Origin of the sequence: Candidatus Pelagibacter sp., assembly GCF_052049675.1 — a bacterium.
GTDB lineage: Bacteria > Pseudomonadota > Alphaproteobacteria > Pelagibacterales > Pelagibacteraceae > Pelagibacter.
In genome coordinates, this window is record NZ_JBNGZM010000001.1 from 880,001 (window position 1) to 899,938 (window position 19,938).

The window sequence follows — 19,938 nt, forward strand, 5'->3', positions numbered from 1 at the left end:
GCATTTCCAAACTATTCAAATTTTTTTAACAAAACTGCTGGCCTAGTCCGCGTTCGCTCGCCACTACTAACGGAATCTCAATTGATTTCTTTTCCTCTGGTTACTTAGATGTTTCAGTTCTCCAGGTTGTCTCTTTAAACCTATGTATTCAGTTTAAAGTACCATATAAAATGGTGGGTTTCCCCATTCGGAAATTTTCGGATCAAAACTTACATACAGCTCCCCGAAACTTATCGCAGTATATCACGTCCTTCATCGGCTTTCAGTGCCAAGGCATCCACTACACGCCCTTAAACGCTTGATTTATGCACAGAAAAAAATTCTGTGTTGAATCAAATTTTTATTATGAACATTAGCTAATAACATTACTAATGTTCGGATATAGATATTGATATTAATTATTATTTTTTTACGATTTTTTATAACTAAGTGTTTTGGTGGAGGATAGCGGGATCGAACCGCTGACCTCCTGAATGCAAATCAGGCGCTCTCCCAGCTGAGCTAATCCCCCATGATCTTAAATTGGTGGGCCGAGAAAGACTCGAACTTTCGACCCCACCCTTATCAAGGGTGTGCTCTAACCAACTGAGCTACCGGCCCCTATGCAAAGAGAAACACTTCTTTAAGAAGAGAAATGAGGACGGTCAACATTACCTGTATATTATTTAGAATGAAATTTTACTTTCATTCATCCTTAGAAAGGAGGTAATCCAGCCGCAGGTTCCCCTACGGCTACCTTGTTACGACTTCACCCCAGTCGCTGACTATACCGTGGTCAAGGGTTTTAAACCTTGCCTTAAGGTAGAACCAACTCCCATGGTGTGACGGGCGGTGTGTACAAGACCCGGGAACGCATTCACCGTGGCACGCTGATCCACGATTACTAGTAATTCCAGCTTCATGCACTCGAGTTGCAGAGTGCAATCCGAACTGAGGTATCTTTTAAGGATTTGCTTAACGTCGCCGTCTTGCTTCCTGTTGTAGATACCATTGTAGCACGTGTGTAGCCCAACACGTAAGGGCCATGAGGACTTGACGTCATCCCCACCTTCCTCCAGCTTATCACTGGCAGTTCTTTCAGAGTGCCCAACTTAATGATGGCAACTAAAAGTGAGGGTTGCGCTCGTTGCGGGACTTAACCCAACATCTCACGACACGAGCTGACGACAGCCATGCAGCACCTGTGTTTCGTCCGGCCGAACCGAAAACTTTAATCTCTTAAAGTCGCGACGAACATGTCAAGTGTTGGTAAGGTTCTGCGCGTATCTTCGAATTAAACCACATGCTCCACTACTTGTGCGGGTCCCCGTCAATTCATTTGAGTTTTAACCTTGCGGTCGTACTCCCCAGGCGGTGTGTTTATCGCTTTCGCTGCGACACTGAAAATAAATTTCCAACGTCTAACACACATCGTTTACGGCATGGACTACGAGGGTATCTAATCCTCTTCGCTACCCATGCTTTCGTTCCTCAGTGTCAGTAATGATCCAGAAAGCTGCCTTCGCAATTGGTATTCTTTCTAATATCTACGAATTTCACCTCTACACTAGAAATTCTGCTTTCCTCTATCATACTCTAGCTGAAAAGTTTTGATGGCAGTTCCAGAGTTAAGCTCTGGGATTTCACCACCAACTTTTTCAACCACCTACGAACTCTTTAAGCCCAGTAATTCCGAACTACGCTAGGTCCCTTCGTATTACCGCGGCTGCTGGCACGAAGTTAGCCGGACCTTCTTATTCGGGTACAGTCATTTTCTTCCCCGACGAAAGAGCTTTACAACCCAAAGGCCTTCTTCACTCACGCGGCATCGCTGCATCAGAGTTTCCTCCATTGTGCAAGATTCCCCACTGCTGCCTCCCGTAGGAGTTTGGGCCGTGTCTCAGTCCCAATGTGGCTGATCATCCTCTCAAATCAGCTATTGATCACAGTCTTGGTAGGCCATTACCCCACCAACAAACTAATCAAGTGCAGGCTCATCCAATGGTGCATAAAGCTTTCTCCGTAAAGACTTATCCGGTATTAGCACAAGTTTCCTCGTGTTATTCCAGGCCAAAGGGCAGATACCTACATGTTACTCACCCGTCTGCCACTAAGTATTGCTACTTCGTTCGACTTGCATGTGTTAGGCGTGCCGCCAGCGTACGTTCTGAGCCATGATCAAACTCTCAAGTTTAAAAACGGCGCACACTAGCTTCCATATAAATTCTAAGAATAAAATTTATATGATGTTGAAGTGTGTACGACAAATTTTTGGTAACCTTAACCGTCCACACTTCTCTTCTTAAATTTAAACTTTTTAAATAGCTAATTGAGCAAAAAAAAGCCCAATATTACTTACTAATTTATTGTGTCTACAATAATTTTAGTGAGAAAGTTCAGTGCTTATAGGCTAAAATTTAAGGAAATCAAGCATTTAACATTAAAAAAATTAATAAAAATCACAGATTTTAAAGGGTTTTTTTTGATTTTTAAGTATCTCTAAACTAATAATTGAAAGTTACTCATTTTAAATGATTAAATATTTAAAAATTAAAATAAAAAAAAATATTGAGATCTTCGGACTAGTTGTTCTCACTATAGTAACCGTCATTTCTATAACTTATTTTAATTACAAAAAAAATGTAAATCACGAAAAGTATACTAATTTTATCGATAATATTTATTTTAAAAAAACATTAATCAATATTATAGAAAATCTTGAACCTAAATACAGAAAAGTTAAACATAAAATTAGATCTGGTGAAACTTTTGATAAAATTTTAGAAAGTTATTCGATAGAAAAAAATGAAATATTAAAAATAAAAGAGTCACTTAAAAAAAAAGTAAATTTAAATAAATTAAATACAAAACAAACTATTCAATTTAGTTTAGATAAAACAAATAATAAAGTTACCGAATTTACATATCAAATTTCTAACAAGCAAAAGGTATTATTGAAAAGAAACATTGAAATGGATACTTTTAATGAGGAATTGTTGTCTATTAAATTAAATAAACAAATTATCTACAAAGAAAATATAATTTTACAAAGTCTTTATAAAGCTGCAACTGAACAAGCAATTCCAGCAAACGCAATTATTGAATTTGCAAGTATTTATGGATTTCAGGTTGATTTTCAAAGAGATATAAGAAAACAAGATAAGTTTCAAATTATGTATGAAATTTTTTTGAATGAAAAAAATGAACTGATTGAAACTGGAAATATTCTTTTCGCAAATTTAAAACTTAGTGGTCAAGATAATAGATTATACTATTTTGATAATGAAGGTAGTGAAGGACATTATGATAAAAATGGTAAAAGTGTAAAAAAAGCACTAATGAAAACTCCAATTAATGGAGCAAGACTTTCATCACCATTTGGAATGAGAAAACATCCTATTGATGGTTTTAATAAAATGCATAGAGGGACAGATTTCGCTGCACCAATGGGTACACCAATAATGGCTTCGGGTGATGGTATAGTAAAAAAAGCAGGATGGTGTGGTGGTGGAGGAAACTGTGTAAAAATAAAACATAACTCAACATACCAAACTGTTTATGCTCATATGTCTAAATTTGCGCGTGGAATTAAAAATGGTGTCAGAGTAAAACAAGGTCAAACTATTGGATACGTTGGTTCAACAGGAAAATCTACAGGACCGCATTTGCACTATGAAGTGATTGTAAATGGAAAAAAGGTTAATTCACAAAAACTAAAACTTCCCTCAGGAAAAATTTTAAAAGGTAAGGAAAGAAAATTATTTGAGACTAAAAAAATTAAGTTAGATGTTCTAAAATCTGAAAAAATACTTGGTATAAACTAAATTATTTCTATCTGGGGTTTTTCATTTTTTTGTACATTGGTTTCATCACCAGATGTTTCCAATATATTTTTATCAGAATTTTGATCATTATTTTCGTCACTTTCTTCGACCCTATCTATATTATTTTCAGTTTTGCTCTCCGAATATTTTGCTTTTTTATAACTCTCTCTTTCATTCAGTATTCTTGTAAAGTGGTCAGCATGCTGTAAATAATTCTCTGACAAAATTTTATCACCATTTGATAAAGCTTCTCTAGCTAAATCATTGTACTTTTCAATTAATTTTGGAGCATTGTGATTATTTCTTCCAGGTGCTTTTCTTTTAAAATTATCATTGTTAGAGAAATTAGAACCAAATTTAGATTGATCATTATTTGTCTTAAAATTTCTAATATTTCTTCTAAAATTACCTCTTCTATTGTTATTATTATTGTTGTTATTTCTAAAGGTTACCATTTTTTATTTTTTTAAATTTTTGTACTAACAATACACCTATCATTATTAGCAAGATCTTTATGGGCACTATTTATATAAAAACCCTCATTTTTTAATAAGTTAATTACTTTATTTTTTTGATCAAATCCAATCTCTAAAATAAATTTTCCATTTTTTTTTATCAGTTCAGATGATTTTTTTATTACTTTTCTGATTTCTGATAAACCATCTAACCCACCATCTAATGCCAATCTTGGTTCAAATCTAAAAACATCTCTTTCCAAATATTTTAATTTACTTGTTTTAATATAAGGAGGATTAGAAACAATTAAATCATATTTACCTAAATTGAATTTGTCAACATCTGATTTAAATAATTTTAATCTTGAATTAACCTTAAGATTTATTGCATTTATTTTACTTATTTTTAAACATTTTTCATTTACATCTATACCAGTTCCATAAAAATTTATCTTCTCTTTTAAAACTGAAAGTAAAATGCACCCTGAACCAACTCCAATGTCTAATATTTTAACTTTATTTTTATGTTTTGTTAGTCTTAATACATTTTCAATAATTAACTCGGTATCGGGACGAGGAATTAAAGTATCTTCTGTAGTATAAAACTCTGAGTTCCAAAAGAATTTTTTATTAGTTAAATAAGCAATAGGATTGCCTAAGGATCTTTGTTTAATTAATTTATAAAAGAAATTTATATCATTTTTATTAAGAAAGTTATTTGGATTTAATAAAATATAATTTCTATCTTTGTTGATTGTTTTTGCCAATAAAATTTCAGAATCTAATTTAGGATTCGGAATAAATTTATTCTTTAAAATTTTTGAACCATGATTTATTAACAAATTTATATTCATATATTATTTTAAATTACTAAGACTTTCTTCTTGTGCTTGTAAAGTTAAAGACTCAATCATTTCATCGAATACCTCTCCTTCCAAAAATTCATCTAATTTATGAAGTGTTAAATTAATTCTATGATCTGTAACTCTACCTTGAGGGAAGTTGTAAGTTCTTATTCTTTCGGATCTGTCTCCTGAACCAATTTTTGTTTTTCGGTCTTGAGACCTTTCTTGGTCAATTCTTGATCTTTCAAGTTCATAAAGGCGAGCTCTTAAAATTTTCATACCTTTAGCTTTATTTTTATGTTGTGATTTTTCGTCTTGTTGAGATACAGATAGTCCTGTTGGTATGTGAGTGATTCTTACCGCACTGTCAGTTGTGTTTACCGATTGTCCTCCTGGTCCACCTGCTCTAAACACATCAATTCTTAAATCAGAGTCGTTGATCTTTAAGTCAACCTCCTCAGCTTCAGGTAATACAGCTACTGTTGCTGCCGAAGTATGAACTCTTCCTTGGGTTTCTGTGTCTGGAACCCTTTGAACTCTATGGACCCCACTTTCATATTTTAATGTAGAATAAATATTTCTTCCTTTAATAGAAGCTATAACTTCTTTTAAACCTCCAGCATCACTTCTTGAAATAGATATTAATTCTAAAGTCCATTTTTTTTTATGACTAACTTTTTCATACATTTTAAATAAATCAGAGGCAAATAAACTTGCCTCTAAACCACCTGTTCCTGCTCTAATTTCAATAATCGCATTTTTTTTATCTGCTTCGTCTTTTGGCAATAAAAATAATTTTAATTTTTTTTCATCAATTTCATGTTGTAAATTTAAATCAGTTAATTCTATTTCAGCCATTTTTTTAAATTCATCATCTGATGTTTGATCATTTAAGATTTTCTCTAATTCCTGTTTATCCTTTTCAAAAGAGATATGTTTTTTTGCAACATCTATGATTTCATTAATATCTGAATACTCCTTAGATTTTTCTGCATAAAATTTTTTATCTATATCCCCTGAAGAAAGCTCTTTTTCTAAAGCTGAATGTTTTTCAATTAGCTCTTCAATTGTTTTTGATGGGATCATTTTTTATTTATTTTCTATTTCTGCTGCTTTTTTTTCAACTTCTGAAATTACTTTATTTATAATCTCTCTAGTTAAAACTTTTTCACTCTGAACGCCTGATAAATAAAGCATATTATTTCCTTTACCACCGCCAGTTATACCAATATCAGTCAAAGCAGCTTCACCTGGACCATTAACAACACAGCCTATAATAGATAGTGTTATTGGAGTTTTTATATGTGATAGTTTTTCTTCTAGTATTCTTACTGTGTCTATAACTTGAAAGGCTTGCCTTGCACATGATGGGCAAGATATAATTTTTACCCCTCTGTTTCTTAATCCCAACGATTTTAAAATTTCATTTCCAATTTTTACTTCTTTTACAGGATCATCAGATAAAGATACCCTTATGGTATCACCAATACCATCTAAAAGAAGTGATCCAAGACCTATAGCAGACTTAACACTACCTGTAACAAAACCTCCAGCTTCTGTTATTCCTAAATGTAATGGATAATTCATGGCGTTAGATAGTTTTCTGTAAGCTGCAATCGATAAAAATACGTCAGAAGATTTAACACTTACTTTAAAATTAAAAAAATCTTCATCCTCTAAAATTTTTATATTTCTTAAGGCACTTTCTACCAATGCCTCTGGGCAAGGTTCTTTATATTTTTCAAGAATATCTCTTTCTAAAGATCCTGCGTTAACACCTATTCTAATTGAACAATCATTATCTTTTGCAGCTTTTAAAACATCATGAATTTTTTTTTTATCTCCAATATTTCCTGGATTGATTCTTAAACACTTTGCACCATTTTCTGCAGCTTCAATAGCTCTTTTATAATGAAAATGGATATCGGCAATTACAGGAATTTGAATATTTTTAGTAATTTCTTTTAAAGCTTTTGACGAGTCTTCATCTGGACAAGACACTCTTACAATATCAGCACCTTCCTCATGAATTGCTTGAATTTGTTTTATTGTTGCCGACACATCAGTTGTCAATGTGTTGGTCATAGATTGAACTGAAATTGGATTATTCCCTCCAACTTTTACATCTCCTACTTTAATTACTTTAGTTTTTTTTCTATCAATATTTCTAAAAGGCCTAAGGCTCATAAAATTAGTCTAGTTTAAATTCTTTGTGTAAGACCGCTAAAGCTTTTTTAACACTCTTAGAGGAAATAAGAACTGAAATTTTTATTTCAGACGTAGAAATAACAAGAATATTTATTTTTTTCAAAGCTAATGCCTGAAACATCCTATAAGTTATACCAGGTGTAGTTATCATCCCTACTCCAATAATAGAAACTTTTGATAAATCTCTATCAAAAGACAATTTTTTATATGATATTGACTTATTTTTTTTTATTAATCTCTCAGTTTTTTTTAAATCCTCAGACTTAACTGTAAATGTTAAATCAGTTTCTTTTCCATTTTGAGAGATATTTTGAACAACCATATCAACATTAATTAAATTTTTAGATAACGGTCTAAAAATTGATGCTGCTACTCCAGGTCTATCTTTAACACCTACTATCGTAATTTTAGCATCATTTTTTGTCGAAGAAATTCCAGTTATAATTTGATTACTAAAAGTCTTTTTTGAGCCTGTTATCAAAGTTCCACTTTTAAAAACGAAAGAGGATTTAACTTTGATATCAATTTTATTTAACTTTGCATCCTGTACGGAAGTAGGCTGCATTACTTTTGACCCAAGAGATGCCATTTCTAACATCTCATCATAAAAAATTTTTTTAATTTTTTTTGCTTTTTTATGTTCCCTTGGATCTGTTGTATAAATTCCATCTACATCAGTATAAATTATACATTCATCAGCTTTAATAAATTTTGCAAGCATAATTGCTGTTGCATCAGATCCACTTCTTCCTATAGTAGTAATTCTAAAATCATTATTAATACCTTGAAAACCAGTTATTATAGGTATACCGCCTGACTTAATATATTTATTTAGTTCTTTAATACCTACTGAGCTAATTCTTGCACCAGAATAAGGGCCATCTGTTAAAATAGGTAATTGCCAAGATGTCCAAGATCTAGATTTAAAACCATTATGTTTTAATCTTCCTGCAATAAGTGCACATGACACTTGTTCTCCAGTTGAAACCAGTGCATCGTATTCTGCTCTATCAAAATTATTACTAATCAGTTTGGATTTATTTACTAATTCATTTGTCACACCACTCATTGCTGATGAAACAACAACTACTTTATTTTTATTTTTTTTATAAAAAGCAATTATTTTACATACTTTTTTTATTCTATCTATACTTCCTACAGATGTTCCCCCAAATTTTAATACGATTGTTTTCATGCTAGCTTTAATTATTAATATTTAATAAATAATGGATAAAATACATCTAAATTATTATGTCAACTATTTATCAAAATGACTAGTATAAATAAAAAAGAAATAGACAAATTTTCTAAAATGGCCAATGAATGGTGGGATCCAGAAGGTAAATTCAAACCACTTCATAAATTTAATCCAACAAGAATAAAATATATAAAAGAAAATATAATTAATAATTTCAAATTAAAGAATAAATTCAGACCTTTGTCAGGAATAAATATTTTAGATATTGGATGTGGTGGAGGGTTACTATCTGAACCAATGTCAAGAATGGGAGCAAATGTAACAGGTATAGATGCATCTGATAAAAATATAAAAATTGCAAAACTTCATTCAAAAAAAAATAAACTAAAAATTAATTATTTTTGTTCTTCACCTGAAAAACTTAAAATTACAAAAAAATTTGATGTTATTTTAAATATGGAAATTGTTGAACATGTAGAGGATATAGATTTTTTTTTAAAGTCTTGCTCAAAACTTTTAAAAAAAAATGGACTAATGTTTGTTGCAACAATAAATAAAACATTAAAATCTTATATCTTTGCTATTGTCGGAGCAGAGTATGTTTTAAGATGGCTTCCGATTGGAACACACGAATGGGAAAAATTTGTTAAACCTGAGGATCTTAAAAAAATTTTAATGAAATACAATTTATCTCTAAATAAATTAGAGGGTATGAATTTTAATATTATTAAGGATGAATGGAGTATTTCTAGAGATTTATCTGTTAACTATATAGCAAAGTTTATTAAAAACTAATTTTCTTTTTCATCTATCCAAGGGATCATTTGAGCATCTATACCTTCCTCTTTTAATTCTTTCAAATCTTGCTTTGATGCATTACCGTAAATACCCTTTGATTTTTTTTTACTATTATAATGAATTGATCTCGCCTCATAGGCAAAGTTATCACCAACATAAGTAAAATTATCTTTAATAAATTTTTGATAATCTTTTATTGTTTTTTTTACTTTATTATATTTTTCTAAATTTATTTTTTCATCAGTTTTTGATTTATGACTTATTAGTCGAGGCGCCATAATTGTTTTTTCAACTTTTACTGAATTACAATTGTGGCAATTCAAAAGTTTTTTCTTTTTTAATCTTTCATACTCATTTGAAGATGCAAACCAACTATCAAATTTTAAATTACATTCTTTACAAAAAAGTTTATATTTAATCATGATTGTTAAATAATCATAAAATTTGGATTTTCAATAAATTAGCTTCTATAGTCTGCATTAATTTCAATATATTTTTTCGTTAAATCCATTGTATAAGCTGTGAAGTTTTTCTTTCCTGTAAAAATTTCAATATTTATCTCTATATTTTCTGCTTTCATATAATTTGCTGTTTGTTTTTCATCATAATTTTGATTTAATTTCCCATTTTCTATAATTATTATATCTCCAAACTTTATTAATAATTTTTTTAAATTAACTTTATGTCCTGCTTTACCGAGTGCCATTACAATTCTTCCCCAATTTGGATCTTCTCCACCAATAGCAGTTTTTACTAAAGGTGAGTTTGCAACTGAGAAAGCAATTTTTTTAGCTTCTATCTCATTTTTGCACTTACTAACATTTATTGTAATAAATTTTGATGCACCTTCTCCATCTGAAACAACTCTTTTAGCTAAGTTCAAAAGAACATTATTTAGAGCTTTATCAAAACTTTTAATTTTATTTTCATTTATGCTTTTTACTTGTGAGTTTTTAACTTCATTGGTCGCAAAAATAGTTGCCATATCGTTAGTGCTTGTGTCTCCATCACAAGTAATTGCATTAAATGTATTTGATATGTTTTTTTTTAATAACTTTCCTAAAATATCATTAGATAAAGTTGCATCAGTAAATATATACGCAAGTGTCGTAGCCATATTTGGATGTATCATTCCTGATCCTTTAGCTATTCCGTATATTTTTACTTTTTCACTTCCAATATGACATTCCTCCATAGCCAATTTTGGCTTAGTATCCGTAGTCATGATTGCAAGTGCTGCCTTCATCCAAATAAATTTATTTTGGGTATAACGAATTTTTTTGATTAAATTTGGAACATTATTAAAAATTTTTTCATATGGAAAAATTTCTCCAATAGTACCAGTGCAACCAAAAATAATATTTTTTGGTGAAATTTTTTTAGGGTTATCGTCATCTTCCTCCTGTTTTTTATTCAGTTGTTTGGCTGTTAAATCAGCTATTTTTTTTAAACTTTCATATCCTTGCTTTCCAGTGAAAGCATTTGCGTTTCTTGTATTTACAATGAGAGAATATATTTTTTTTGGTTTTTGATTTATATTCCATTTTATATTCTCAGATACTATTTTTGATTGAGTATAAACAGAAGCGTAATTAGCACCTTCTCTGAAATAGAACATTGTTAAATCATCTCTAATATCTTTATATAAATTTGCCGAAACAACTGAAATTGAAAGACCGTCTAAATGATCAAGGTCCTGAAAATCAATCATTTTAGTATTTTTTGATTGAGATGATAAAAAATTTGATAAATTAATTCCCATATTGTTTAAATTATTTATTTAATACATATATTAAACAATATAACTAAAGAATAAATCAAATAGTCATGTTTAACCCGTTAAATTTAATTACAAAATTTATCAAATCTAGCAATCAAAAAGAGCTAGATAAAATTGGTAAAATTGTTGAAAAAATAAACTTACATGAGGATGATTATAAGAATTTAAATGAAGACGACTTTCCAAAAAAAACTTATGAATTTAAAAACCTCTTAAAAGATGGAAAAACTTTAGACGAGTTACTTCCAAAAGCTTTTGCTTTAGTTAGAGAGGCCGCCAAACGAACACGAAATGAAAGACACTTTAACGTTCAGTTAATAGGAGGAGTGGCCTTACATGAGGGTAGAATTGCTGAAATGAGAACAGGTGAAGGAAAGACTTTAACCATAACACTTGCAGCATATTTAAATGCATTGAGCGGTAAAGGTGTTCACATAGTAACCGTAAATGATTATCTTGCAAAAAGAGACTCAATCGAAATGGGAAAAATTTATAATTTTCTTGGTCTTTCATCAGGATTTATTAATAATTATCAAGATGATGCTGAACGTAAAAAAAATTATAATTGTGATGTAACTTATGCAACTAATAGTGAATTGGGTTTTGATTACTTAAGAGATAATATGAAATTCTCTGAGGAGCAAATGGTTCAGAGAGATCATAATTTTTCAATAGTAGATGAAATAGACTCATGTTTGATTGACGAAGCAAGAACACCCTTGATAATTTCTGGTGCAGCTGAAGATAAAACTGCTCAATATCTAGCAATTGATAAACTAATTAGAATCTTAAATAATAAAGACTTTGAAATAGATGAAAAAGAAAAGAGTATTTTATTGACAAATGATGGAATTAATAATGTTGAAAAACTTTTTTCTAGCGCTGGTATTTTAAAAAATAATAATTTTTATGATCCAGAAAATTTACATTTAGTTCATCATGTTAATCAAGCTTTACGAGCAAATCATTTATTTGAAAAAGGTAGAGACTATATTGTTAAAGATGGAAGTCTTAAAATTATTGATGAACTTACTGGAAGAATTTTAGAAGGTAGACGTTTTGGAGATGGTTTGCATCAGGCATTAGAGGCCAAAGAAAAAATTCAAGTACAGGCTGAAAATCAAACGTTAGCTTCAATAACTTATCAAAATTATTTTAAACTTTATAAAAAAATATCTGGCTGTACCGGTACAGCCGCTACAGAGTCTGAAGAATTTTTTGAAATTTACAATCTACCCGTTGTTGTTATTCCTACAAATAAAGAAATGATCCGAAAGGATTTTAATGATTTAATTTTTAGAACGGAAAAAGAAAAGAATGATGCAATTATAGAAAAAATAATTGAGAGAAACAAATTAGGTCAGCCTATTTTAGTATTTACCTCAAGCATTAATAAATCTGAAGTTTATTCAAATATATTAAATCAAAAAAATATAAAACATGTTGTGTTAAATGCAAAAAATCATGAAAATGAGGCTGAGATAATTGCAAACGCAGGAAAAGAAAATTCATTAATTATTACAACAAGTATTTCAGGAAGAGGAGTTGATATTCAACTTGGTGGTAAAAAGGGTTCTGTACCAGAAGACCAACTTAAAATAGATAAAGATAAAATTAAATCCTTAGGTGGTTTATTTGTAATTGGCACAGAAAGAATGGAGTCTAGAAGGGTGGATAACCAAGCAAGAGGAAGATCCGGAAGACAAGGAGATGAAGGTAATTCTGTATTCTACGTAAGTCTAGAGGATGATTTGATGAGAATTTTTGGATCAGAATCTATGAATAGTATGCTTGAAAAACTTGGACTTAAAGACGGTGAAAGTATTGATCATCCATGGATTAATAAAGCATTAGAGAGGGCGCAGCAGAAAGTGGAAGCTAGAAATTTTGATATAAGAAAAACGCTTATAAAGTTTGATAATGTTCTTAATGATCAAAGGCACGTTATATTTTCTCAAAGAAGAAATGCAATGAACAGTGAAAATATCTTCGATTATTCAAATGAATTTTTAAAAGAAATATCTGATGATTTAATAAAGTTAAAAATTTCAAATTTATCTAATCCAAAAAGTAATGAATTTAGCAATAAAACAAAGCAAATAGTTGGAAAAAGCTTTGAAGAAACAGAATTTAAGGATTTAATTGAGTCAAAAGATAAAGATTTTAGAGAAAAAATTTTTAATAAATTTCAAGAAACAAGAAATGATCGGATTAAACTTCTAGGTGAGAGTCATGCAAAAGAAATTGAAAAAAGAATTTTTTTGCAATCGATTGATTTAAATTGGAAATCACATATCCAATATTTAGAGCAATTAAGACAAGTTATAGGGTTAAGATCTTATGGTCAGAGGGATCCGTTAGTTGAATATAAAAAAGAAGCATTTGAATTATTTTCAAATCTTTTAGAAAAATTAAAATTAGATTATGTAACTATTTTAATGAACTTAAAGGTAGTAATGGAGCCAAATAACGAAGAAAAAAATTCTAAAAAAATAAATCCATCTGATAATCCAAAATGTTTATTATTAATAAAAAAAAATCAAAAAATTTCTAGAAACGATAGATGTGAGGCTACAGGAAAAAAATTTAAAAACTGTTGTGGAGCCTTATAGAATTTAAATTAGTAAAAAGATTGAAGAAACTAAAATTAATCCACCAATAACCACTAACAATATTTTTTTTGATTTAAAAATTTGATCGAAATTATTTTTCTTAATTGTTAATGTACTTAAATCTTCAGTACTATTCATAAAACCATCATTTCTTCCAATTTTTAGAAATTTATTTTTTCTCTCAGTCATTATTTCTTCTGAGGATAATTCGTCAAAATAATTCAAATTTTTTGTTAAAGTTTGTCTGATATTGTTTAATATTATATCTCTATCTCTGTGCGCACCACCTAATGGTTCATCAATTATTTCATCAATAACTTTTAATTTAAGTAAATCTTTAGCTGAAAGCTTCATGGCTTTTGCAGCATCAAGCATTTTTTTTGGATCTCTCCATAGGATAGTTGCACATCCCTCAGGAGATATTACTGAATAAATTGCATTTTCTAGCATAAGGACTTTATTTGATGAAGCTAATGCAATTGCACCACCAGAACCACCCTCACCTATAATTATTGCAATTGTCGGAACTTTAAGCTCCATACAGCACTCGATTGATTTTGCAATTGCTTCTGCTTGTCCCCGCTCTTCAGCTCCTACACCTGGATATGCTCCTGGAGTGTCAATAAAAGAGATTATAGGAATATTAAATTTGTTTGCTAATTTCATTAACCTTATAGTTTTTCTATAACCTTCTGGCCTCATCATTCCAAAATTTCTTTCTATTCTGCTATCTAGATCTTCTCCTTTTTCTTGACCTATAACTAAAACAGATTTTCCATTGAATTTTGCAAATCCAGTTAATACTGATTTATCTTCCCCATAATATCTATCTCCAGAAAGTGAGATGAAATCATCAAACAGATTATCAATAAAAAATTTTGCTTTAGGTCTATCTTCGTGACGAGCAACCATTGTAGTCTGCCAAGGATCAAGATTGGAATATATATTTTTTAATTTTTCATCTATTTCATTTTGAGTACTTGAAATTTTTTGTGTATTCACTTCTGACAGTCCCTCTTGATTGTATGGATCTTTTAATTTTTCCAGTTCATTTTCTAGATCTTTAATTTCTGTTTCAAAATTTAGATAATTTTTCATGTTTTATTTATAACGGATGGTTAAAATACAAAAAAGGCAATAAAATGATATTAAATAAGGTGTAATTCTTATTAATTGACTTAAATCATTTAACAGATACAAATTCATTATCGGGAGAGACTATTTATAGCGCCGAAGGAGCAACCACCCCGGAAACTCTCAGGCAAAAGGACCGATTAAAGCATAACACTCTGGAAAGAGATTGATTTCCGCCGAAGGAGTAAAACTCTCAGGCAAAAATACAGATGGGGTACGAACTTAAGTGCTATGCAAGAAAAATACATTAAAATTCATAATCTTCAAGTATCACAAAAACTATTAAACTTTGTAAAAGATGAATTATTGAAAAATACAAATATATCTGTAGAAAATTTTTGGTTGGGCCTTGAAAAAACTCTAGATGAGCTTGTACCAAAAAATAAAGAATTAATTAGATTTAGAGAAGAATTGCAGAAAAAAATAGATGTTTGGCATATAGAAAATAAGGGTAAAGAAATAAAGCCAGATGTGTATAAAAAATTTTTACTAGAAATTGGTTATTTAAAAAATGAGGGACCTGATTTTAAAATTGAAACAGAAAACGTTGACGAAGAAATTTCAAGTATAGCTGGACCTCAATTGGTTGTACCTGTCATGAATGCAAGATATGCACTAAATGCTGCCAATGCAAGGTGGATGAGTTTATATGATAGTCTTTATGGTACAGATGTAATTGAACAGTCTGAAGATAGTGTATCTGAAAGATATGATCCTTTAAGAGGTGAAATGGTTATAAAATATGGAAGAGATTTTTTAGATAAGTACTTTCCATTAGCGGGATTGAGTTGGAAAAAAATTACAAGTTTTGCTGTAAAATCTGGAAAATTAAAAGTTTTAAAAGGTGCTGACATTTTTGATTTGGAAGACGAAAATAAATTTGTTGGACACAGAGGTGAAAGCGATAATCCATCCGCAATTATTCTAAAGAATAATAATTTACATATCGAAATTCTAAAAGACTCGAGAGCTTTTGCCGCCCAACAAGATCATGCTGGTATTAGTGACATAATACTAGAATCAGCTATTTCAACAATTTGTGATAATGAGGATAGTGTAGCAGCGGTAGACTCAGAAGATAAAATTATTTGTTATCGAAATTGGCTAGGTCTAATGAAAGGAGATCTTAAATCAAAATTTGAAAAAGAAGGTAAATTATTTGAGAGAAAATTAAATCCTCACAGAAGTTATATCTCAAAGGATGGTAAAGGTTTAAAGTTACATGGAAGAAGCCTTTTACTTGTAAGAAACGTTGGTCATCTCATGACAAACCCCTCAATTTTATTAAGTGATGGAAGTGAAATACCAGAAGGTATTATGGATGCTTTTATAACTACAGCAGCTGCGCTACATGATATTAAAAACAAAAATAATTCAAGAACTGGATCCGTTTATATTGTAAAGCCTAAAATGCATGGTCCAGATGAGACGGCATTTACAGATTTAATTTTTTCTAAAGTTGAGGAGGTTCTAAATTTACCTAAGTACACTTGTAAGATTGGTATTATGGATGAAGAGAGAAGAACATCTGCAAATTTAAAAGAATGTATTAGAAGTCTCAAAAATCGAGTTTTTTTTATTAATACTGGTTTCTTAGATAGAACCGGTGATGAAATGCATACATCAATGGAAGCTGGTCCTATGATTAAAAAAGGAGATATGAAATCATCTAAATGGATTACTGCATACGAAAACAACAATGTTGATATTGGTTTAAGTTGTGGTTTTTCTGGTAAAGCTCAAATTGGAAAAGGAATGTGGGCGATGCCAGACAAAATGAGAGATATGATGGAGCAAAAAACAAGACACTTAAAAGCAGGAGCAAACTGCGCATGGGTACCTTCTCCAACAGCAGCTGCATTACATGCTTTACATTATCATGAAATAAATATTTTTAATGAACAAAAAAAATTAAAAGATAGAGAACCAGCTAAACTTGATGATCTCTTTACCATCCCAATAGCAGATAGACCTAATTGGTCTGTAGAAGACATAAACAAAGAAATTTCTAATTCTGCACAAACTTTATTAGGGTATGTTGTAAGATGGGTCGATCAGGGTGTAGGTTGTTCAAAAGTGCCTGATATTAACAATATAGGCTTGATGGAAGATAGAGCAACACTAAGAATTTCTTCACAACATATAGCCAACTGGATTCATCATGGAATTACAACAAAAATACAAGTAACTGAAATAATGAAAGAAATGGCAAAAATAGTAGATGATCAGAACAAAGATGATCCACTTTATGTTAAAATGAGTAGTGATTATGAAAACTCTATAGCATTTCAAACTGCTTGTGATTTAGTGTTTAAAGGTAAAGAGCAACCTTCAGGTTATACTGAACCATTACTTCATTTAAATAGATTGAAAAAAAAATCTAATCTGAGTTCGAAACCAAATTAGACCTATTTTTAAAAGCAGAAAATAAAGTTCCATCATCTAAACTTTCAATTTCTCCACCAACAGGTAATCCTTGTGCTAATTTTGTAATCTTAACATTCAAGTTTTTTAAACTATCTTGAATATAATATGCAGTTGTTTGACCTTCAACTGTCGCACTGGTTGCAAGTATGACTTCTTCTATCTTATCTTTTTTAACTCTTTGTACTAAAGAATTAATTAATAAATCCTCTTTTTTTTGTCCAGCTGATGAAATAGTGCCTCCTAAAATGTGAAAATAACCTTTATATATATTTGAACTTTCTATACTCCACTGGTCAGATATATTTTCTACTACACAAATTTTTTCATATTTTTTATCTACAATTTTACAATTTTCATAATCACATTCTATTGAAATAGATTTTAAAGCCCCACAAATTTTGCATCTAGAAATATTTTTATAAACATCCGCTAATGATTTTGCTAAAGGCTTTACTAATTCATCTCTATTATTAATTAACTTTAATACAATCCGCTTTGCTGATTTAGGACCCAAGCCAGGCAATTTTGATATCAGTTTTATTAAGTCATCTATCTCATTACCATTTTCCATATCTTATAAGGGCCATTTAAAACCTGGAATTCCAAACCCGCCTGTTGCTTTTGAAATTTCCTCAGTTGTTTTTGATTTAAGTTGAGATTTGGCACTATTGTGTGCTGCAACAATTAAATCTTCAATTATGGTTTTGTCTTCTTTCATAATTTCATCAGATAACTTTATCGTTTGCATCTCTCCCTCCCCATCCAAAGTTATCTTTACAGAATTTGAACCCGAAACTCCCTCAACTTTAATTTCCTTGATCTTTTGTTGGCTTTCTTTCATTTTGGCCTCAAGTTCTTTTGCTTTATCTAAAATTTTGCTAAAATCAGTCATTATCAACTCCATCTTTTTTTGAATTTACATCTATTAATTCTGCATCCGGAAATCTATCTAAAACACTTTTAAATATTTCTGAATTTTTCATTTCATCTACTAATTGTTTTTTTTCATTTTTTTCTTTATCTTTTACTGACATTTGACCTTTTAATTTACTAAATGTAATAATCCATCTCTCACCAGTCCATTCAAAAAGTTTTGATGATAAATCTTTTACAAAATCTTTATCTAAACTTTCATTAAAAGATATTTCAATTCTATTTTTTTCAAATTTTACGAGATTAACATTTTTTTCTAATTCATATTTTAGTTTGATCTCCTTTTTTTTTAAACAAATTTCAATTAGATCATCAAATGCATTTATATTAATTTTCTTTTCTGCTTTAATTTCTGTTTGTGCTTCTGGTTTAGTTTTTTCTTCTTGTACAACATTCTTAATTTGGTTGATTGTTTTAGAAGTTAATTCAGTTTCTTTATTGTTAACTAAATTTTCACTCTTTAAATCAATCTCAACTTTTTCAACTTTATTTTTAGATTTTAGAGATGTTAAATGCATTAGTCTTATTAAGAACATCTCAATTGAAAGGTGTTGATTAGAAACTATGTCAATTTCTTCGAGAGAAGAAATGGCAAATTGCCAAAATAATATTAATACCTCTGAATCTATTTGATTTGATAAATTTTTAATTTTAGAAAATTCTTCATCATTTAATGAAAAATTTGTACTTTCTAAAGTTAAAGAATTAATATTTTTAAAGTAGTAAAGTAACTCTAAGAAATCATTAATAAAAACCTTTGGTTCGACACCTTGGTCATAAATTTTTCTATAAATACTTATTACTTTTGTTTCTTCACCTTTTAAAATTAATTCAAACAAATCTATTAATTGAGATTTATCGAAATATCCAAAAATTTTCTGAGCTGAATTTAAATCCAATTCCCTTCCATCATCCAAACTTAATAATGCTCTATCTAATAATGATAAAGCATCTCTGACAGAACCTTCCGAAATTTTTACTATAAGCTTTAAAGCATCTTCTGTTATTTTTCCATTTTCCTTATCTTTAATTTTTTTTAAATATTCTAATAATTCTGAGGATTTAATCCTAGATAAATCAAATCTTTGACATCTAGAAACAACAGTAAAAGGAATTTTTTTAATTTCTGTAGTTGCAAAAATAAATTTTAAATATTCTGGTGGCTCTTCTAAAGTTTTTAATAATGCATTAAATGCTTGTTTGCTGAGCATATGAACTTCATCTATTATGAAAATTTTATATTTTGCAGATGTTGGCCCATATCTAGAAAATTCAATCAAATCTCTTACATCATCTACGCCTGTTTTGCTTGCTGCATCCATCTCAAGAACATCGATATGATTTGAGTTTGTAATCGCATCACAATTATCACATTTAATTTTACATTTATTTTCTATTCCATTTGAGCAATTAAGTGCTTTTGCAACAATTCGTGCTGTTGTGGTTTTGCCTATTCCCCTTATTCCAGTGAATAAATATGCATTCGGTATTTTATCTGCTTTAATCGAATTGGTAATAGTTTCTGCAACAACCTCTTGACCAATAAGATCATCAAAAGTTTGTGGTCTATATTTTAATGCTAATACTTTTGAGTTATTATTCATATATTTAACAAGGAGACTAGAACCTGAATAACTGTCTCTACGACTGCTTCCGTTAAGATCTGGTCGGGTTCAAGCAGCATCCACCTCTAGCCTCCAGAACCATTATAGCAGTTAAAATTTCTAATCTACAAGAAAAGATTC

Annotated in this window: 15 protein-coding genes, 2 tRNA genes, 2 rRNA genes and 1 riboswitch (1 of these 20 running past the window's edge); of the genes, 4 read left to right on the top strand and 15 right to left on the bottom strand. The window is 30.0% G+C overall.

The genetic code is table 11. The features are described 5' to 3' along the window. From ACTT9L_RS04800 to ACTT9L_RS04815, 4 genes are all read right to left on the bottom strand, one after another. A 23S ribosomal RNA gene (locus ACTT9L_RS04800) occupies positions 1-304 on the bottom strand; it reaches 2,449 nt to the left of the window's first position. Between the two features lie 131 nt (positions 305-435). After that, positions 436-511 (bottom strand) — tRNA-Ala (locus tag ACTT9L_RS04805). 12 nt (positions 512-523) lie between these two features. Further along, positions 524-600: transfer RNA gene (locus ACTT9L_RS04810), tRNA-Ile, on the bottom strand. A gap of 98 nt (positions 601-698) precedes the next feature. Then, positions 699-2,173, bottom strand: a 16S ribosomal RNA gene (locus ACTT9L_RS04815). Together the 16S and 23S rRNA genes with 2 tRNA genes alongside form the textbook arrangement of a ribosomal RNA operon. Positions 2,174-2,510: 337 nt before the next feature. Here ACTT9L_RS04815 and ACTT9L_RS04820 point away from each other — a divergent pair. Then, complete coding sequence (locus ACTT9L_RS04820; RefSeq protein WP_440928191.1) at positions 2,511-3,803, top strand: peptidoglycan DD-metalloendopeptidase family protein; 1,293 nt, start codon at positions 2,511-2,513, stop codon at positions 3,801-3,803. On the opposite strand, the gene ACTT9L_RS04825 is transcribed toward ACTT9L_RS04820, so the two are convergent. The 5 genes from ACTT9L_RS04825 to ACTT9L_RS04845 are packed head-to-tail and all read right to left on the bottom strand — an operon-like array spanning position 3,800 to position 8,506. Beyond that, entirely contained in the window at positions 3,800-4,258 is a 459-nt protein-coding gene (locus tag ACTT9L_RS04825; RefSeq protein WP_440928192.1) for a DUF4167 domain-containing protein, read from the bottom strand. The two genes, ACTT9L_RS04820 and ACTT9L_RS04825, sit on opposite strands and share 4 nt — an antisense overlap. An 11-nt stretch (positions 4,259-4,269) precedes the next feature. After that, complete coding sequence (gene prmC / locus ACTT9L_RS04830; RefSeq protein ID WP_440928193.1) at positions 4,270-5,112, bottom strand: peptide chain release factor N(5)-glutamine methyltransferase; 843 nt, start codon at positions 5,110-5,112, stop codon at positions 4,270-4,272. A 3-nt stretch (positions 5,113-5,115) separates the two neighbouring features. Further along, entirely contained in the window at positions 5,116-6,189 is a 1,074-nt protein-coding gene (prfA, locus tag ACTT9L_RS04835; protein ID WP_440928194.1) for a peptide chain release factor 1, read from the bottom strand. A 3-nt stretch (positions 6,190-6,192) separates the two neighbouring features. Further along, on the bottom strand, positions 6,193-7,290 hold the full coding sequence (ispG, locus tag ACTT9L_RS04840; protein ID WP_440928195.1) for a flavodoxin-dependent (E)-4-hydroxy-3-methylbut-2-enyl-diphosphate synthase: 1,098 nt from the start codon (positions 7,288-7,290) through the stop codon (positions 6,193-6,195). Between the two features lie 4 nt (positions 7,291-7,294). Then, positions 7,295-8,506 carry an aspartate kinase gene (locus tag ACTT9L_RS04845; RefSeq protein WP_440928196.1) on the bottom strand — a complete coding sequence of 404 codons (1,212 nt, stop codon included), beginning with the start codon at positions 8,504-8,506 and terminating at the stop codon, positions 7,295-7,297. 75 nt (positions 8,507-8,581) lie between these two features. Here ACTT9L_RS04845 and ubiG point away from each other — a divergent pair, with 75 nt between their 5' ends. Then, complete coding sequence (gene ubiG / locus ACTT9L_RS04850; RefSeq protein ID WP_440928197.1) at positions 8,582-9,304, top strand: bifunctional 2-polyprenyl-6-hydroxyphenol methylase/3-demethylubiquinol 3-O-methyltransferase UbiG; 723 nt, start codon at positions 8,582-8,584, stop codon at positions 9,302-9,304. On the opposite strand, the gene ACTT9L_RS04855 is transcribed toward ubiG, so the two are convergent. Continuing rightward, a complete protein-coding gene (locus tag ACTT9L_RS04855) occupies positions 9,301-9,729 on the bottom strand; it encodes a DUF1178 family protein (protein WP_440928198.1) in 429 nt (142 codons plus the stop codon). The two genes, ubiG and ACTT9L_RS04855, sit on opposite strands and share 4 nt — an antisense overlap. A gap of 38 nt (positions 9,730-9,767) precedes the next feature. After that, entirely contained in the window at positions 9,768-11,069 is a 1,302-nt protein-coding gene (gene argJ, locus ACTT9L_RS04860) for a bifunctional glutamate N-acetyltransferase/amino-acid acetyltransferase ArgJ (RefSeq protein ID WP_440928199.1), read from the bottom strand. Positions 11,070-11,134: 65 nt separating this feature from the next. Between argJ and secA the strand changes: the two genes are divergently transcribed. Beyond that, on the top strand, positions 11,135-13,699 hold the full coding sequence (secA, locus tag ACTT9L_RS04865; RefSeq protein ID WP_440928200.1) for a preprotein translocase subunit SecA: 2,565 nt from the start codon (positions 11,135-11,137) through the stop codon (positions 13,697-13,699). Positions 13,700-13,702: 3 nt separating this feature from the next. Here the strand turns inward: secA and ACTT9L_RS04870 are convergent, their stop codons facing one another. Further along, positions 13,703-14,797: an acetyl-CoA carboxylase carboxyltransferase subunit alpha gene (locus ACTT9L_RS04870; RefSeq protein WP_440928201.1), complete on the bottom strand. Its 1,095-nt coding sequence runs from the start codon at positions 14,795-14,797 to the stop codon at positions 13,703-13,705. Positions 14,798-14,898: 101 nt separating this feature from the next. After that, a riboswitch (glycine riboswitch) is annotated at positions 14,899-14,982 on the top strand. Between the two features lie 82 nt (positions 14,983-15,064). Here ACTT9L_RS04870 and ACTT9L_RS04875 point away from each other — a divergent pair. Beyond that, positions 15,065-17,239, top strand: a complete 2,175-nt coding sequence (locus ACTT9L_RS04875; RefSeq protein ID WP_440928202.1) for a malate synthase G — start codon at positions 15,065-15,067, stop codon at positions 17,237-17,239. On the opposite strand, the gene recR is transcribed toward ACTT9L_RS04875, so the two are convergent. From recR to dnaX, 3 genes are read right to left on the bottom strand one after another with little or no spacing between them, the layout of a single operon-like run. Continuing rightward, positions 17,214-17,831: a recombination mediator RecR gene (recR, locus tag ACTT9L_RS04880; RefSeq protein ID WP_075485016.1), complete on the bottom strand. Its 618-nt coding sequence runs from the start codon at positions 17,829-17,831 to the stop codon at positions 17,214-17,216. The two genes, ACTT9L_RS04875 and recR, sit on opposite strands and share 26 nt — an antisense overlap. Before the next feature lie 3 nt (positions 17,832-17,834). Beyond that, the gene (locus tag ACTT9L_RS04885) at positions 17,835-18,152 is read right to left on the bottom strand and encodes a YbaB/EbfC family nucleoid-associated protein (protein WP_440928203.1); all 318 of its coding nucleotides are present in this window, start codon (positions 18,150-18,152) and stop codon (positions 17,835-17,837) included. After that, positions 18,145-19,797: a DNA polymerase III subunit gamma/tau gene (gene dnaX, locus ACTT9L_RS04890; RefSeq protein ID WP_440928204.1), complete on the bottom strand. Its 1,653-nt coding sequence runs from the start codon at positions 19,795-19,797 to the stop codon at positions 18,145-18,147. The genes ACTT9L_RS04885 and dnaX overlap by 8 nt, the downstream gene beginning before the upstream one ends. Positions 19,798-19,938: the final 141 nt, after the last annotated feature.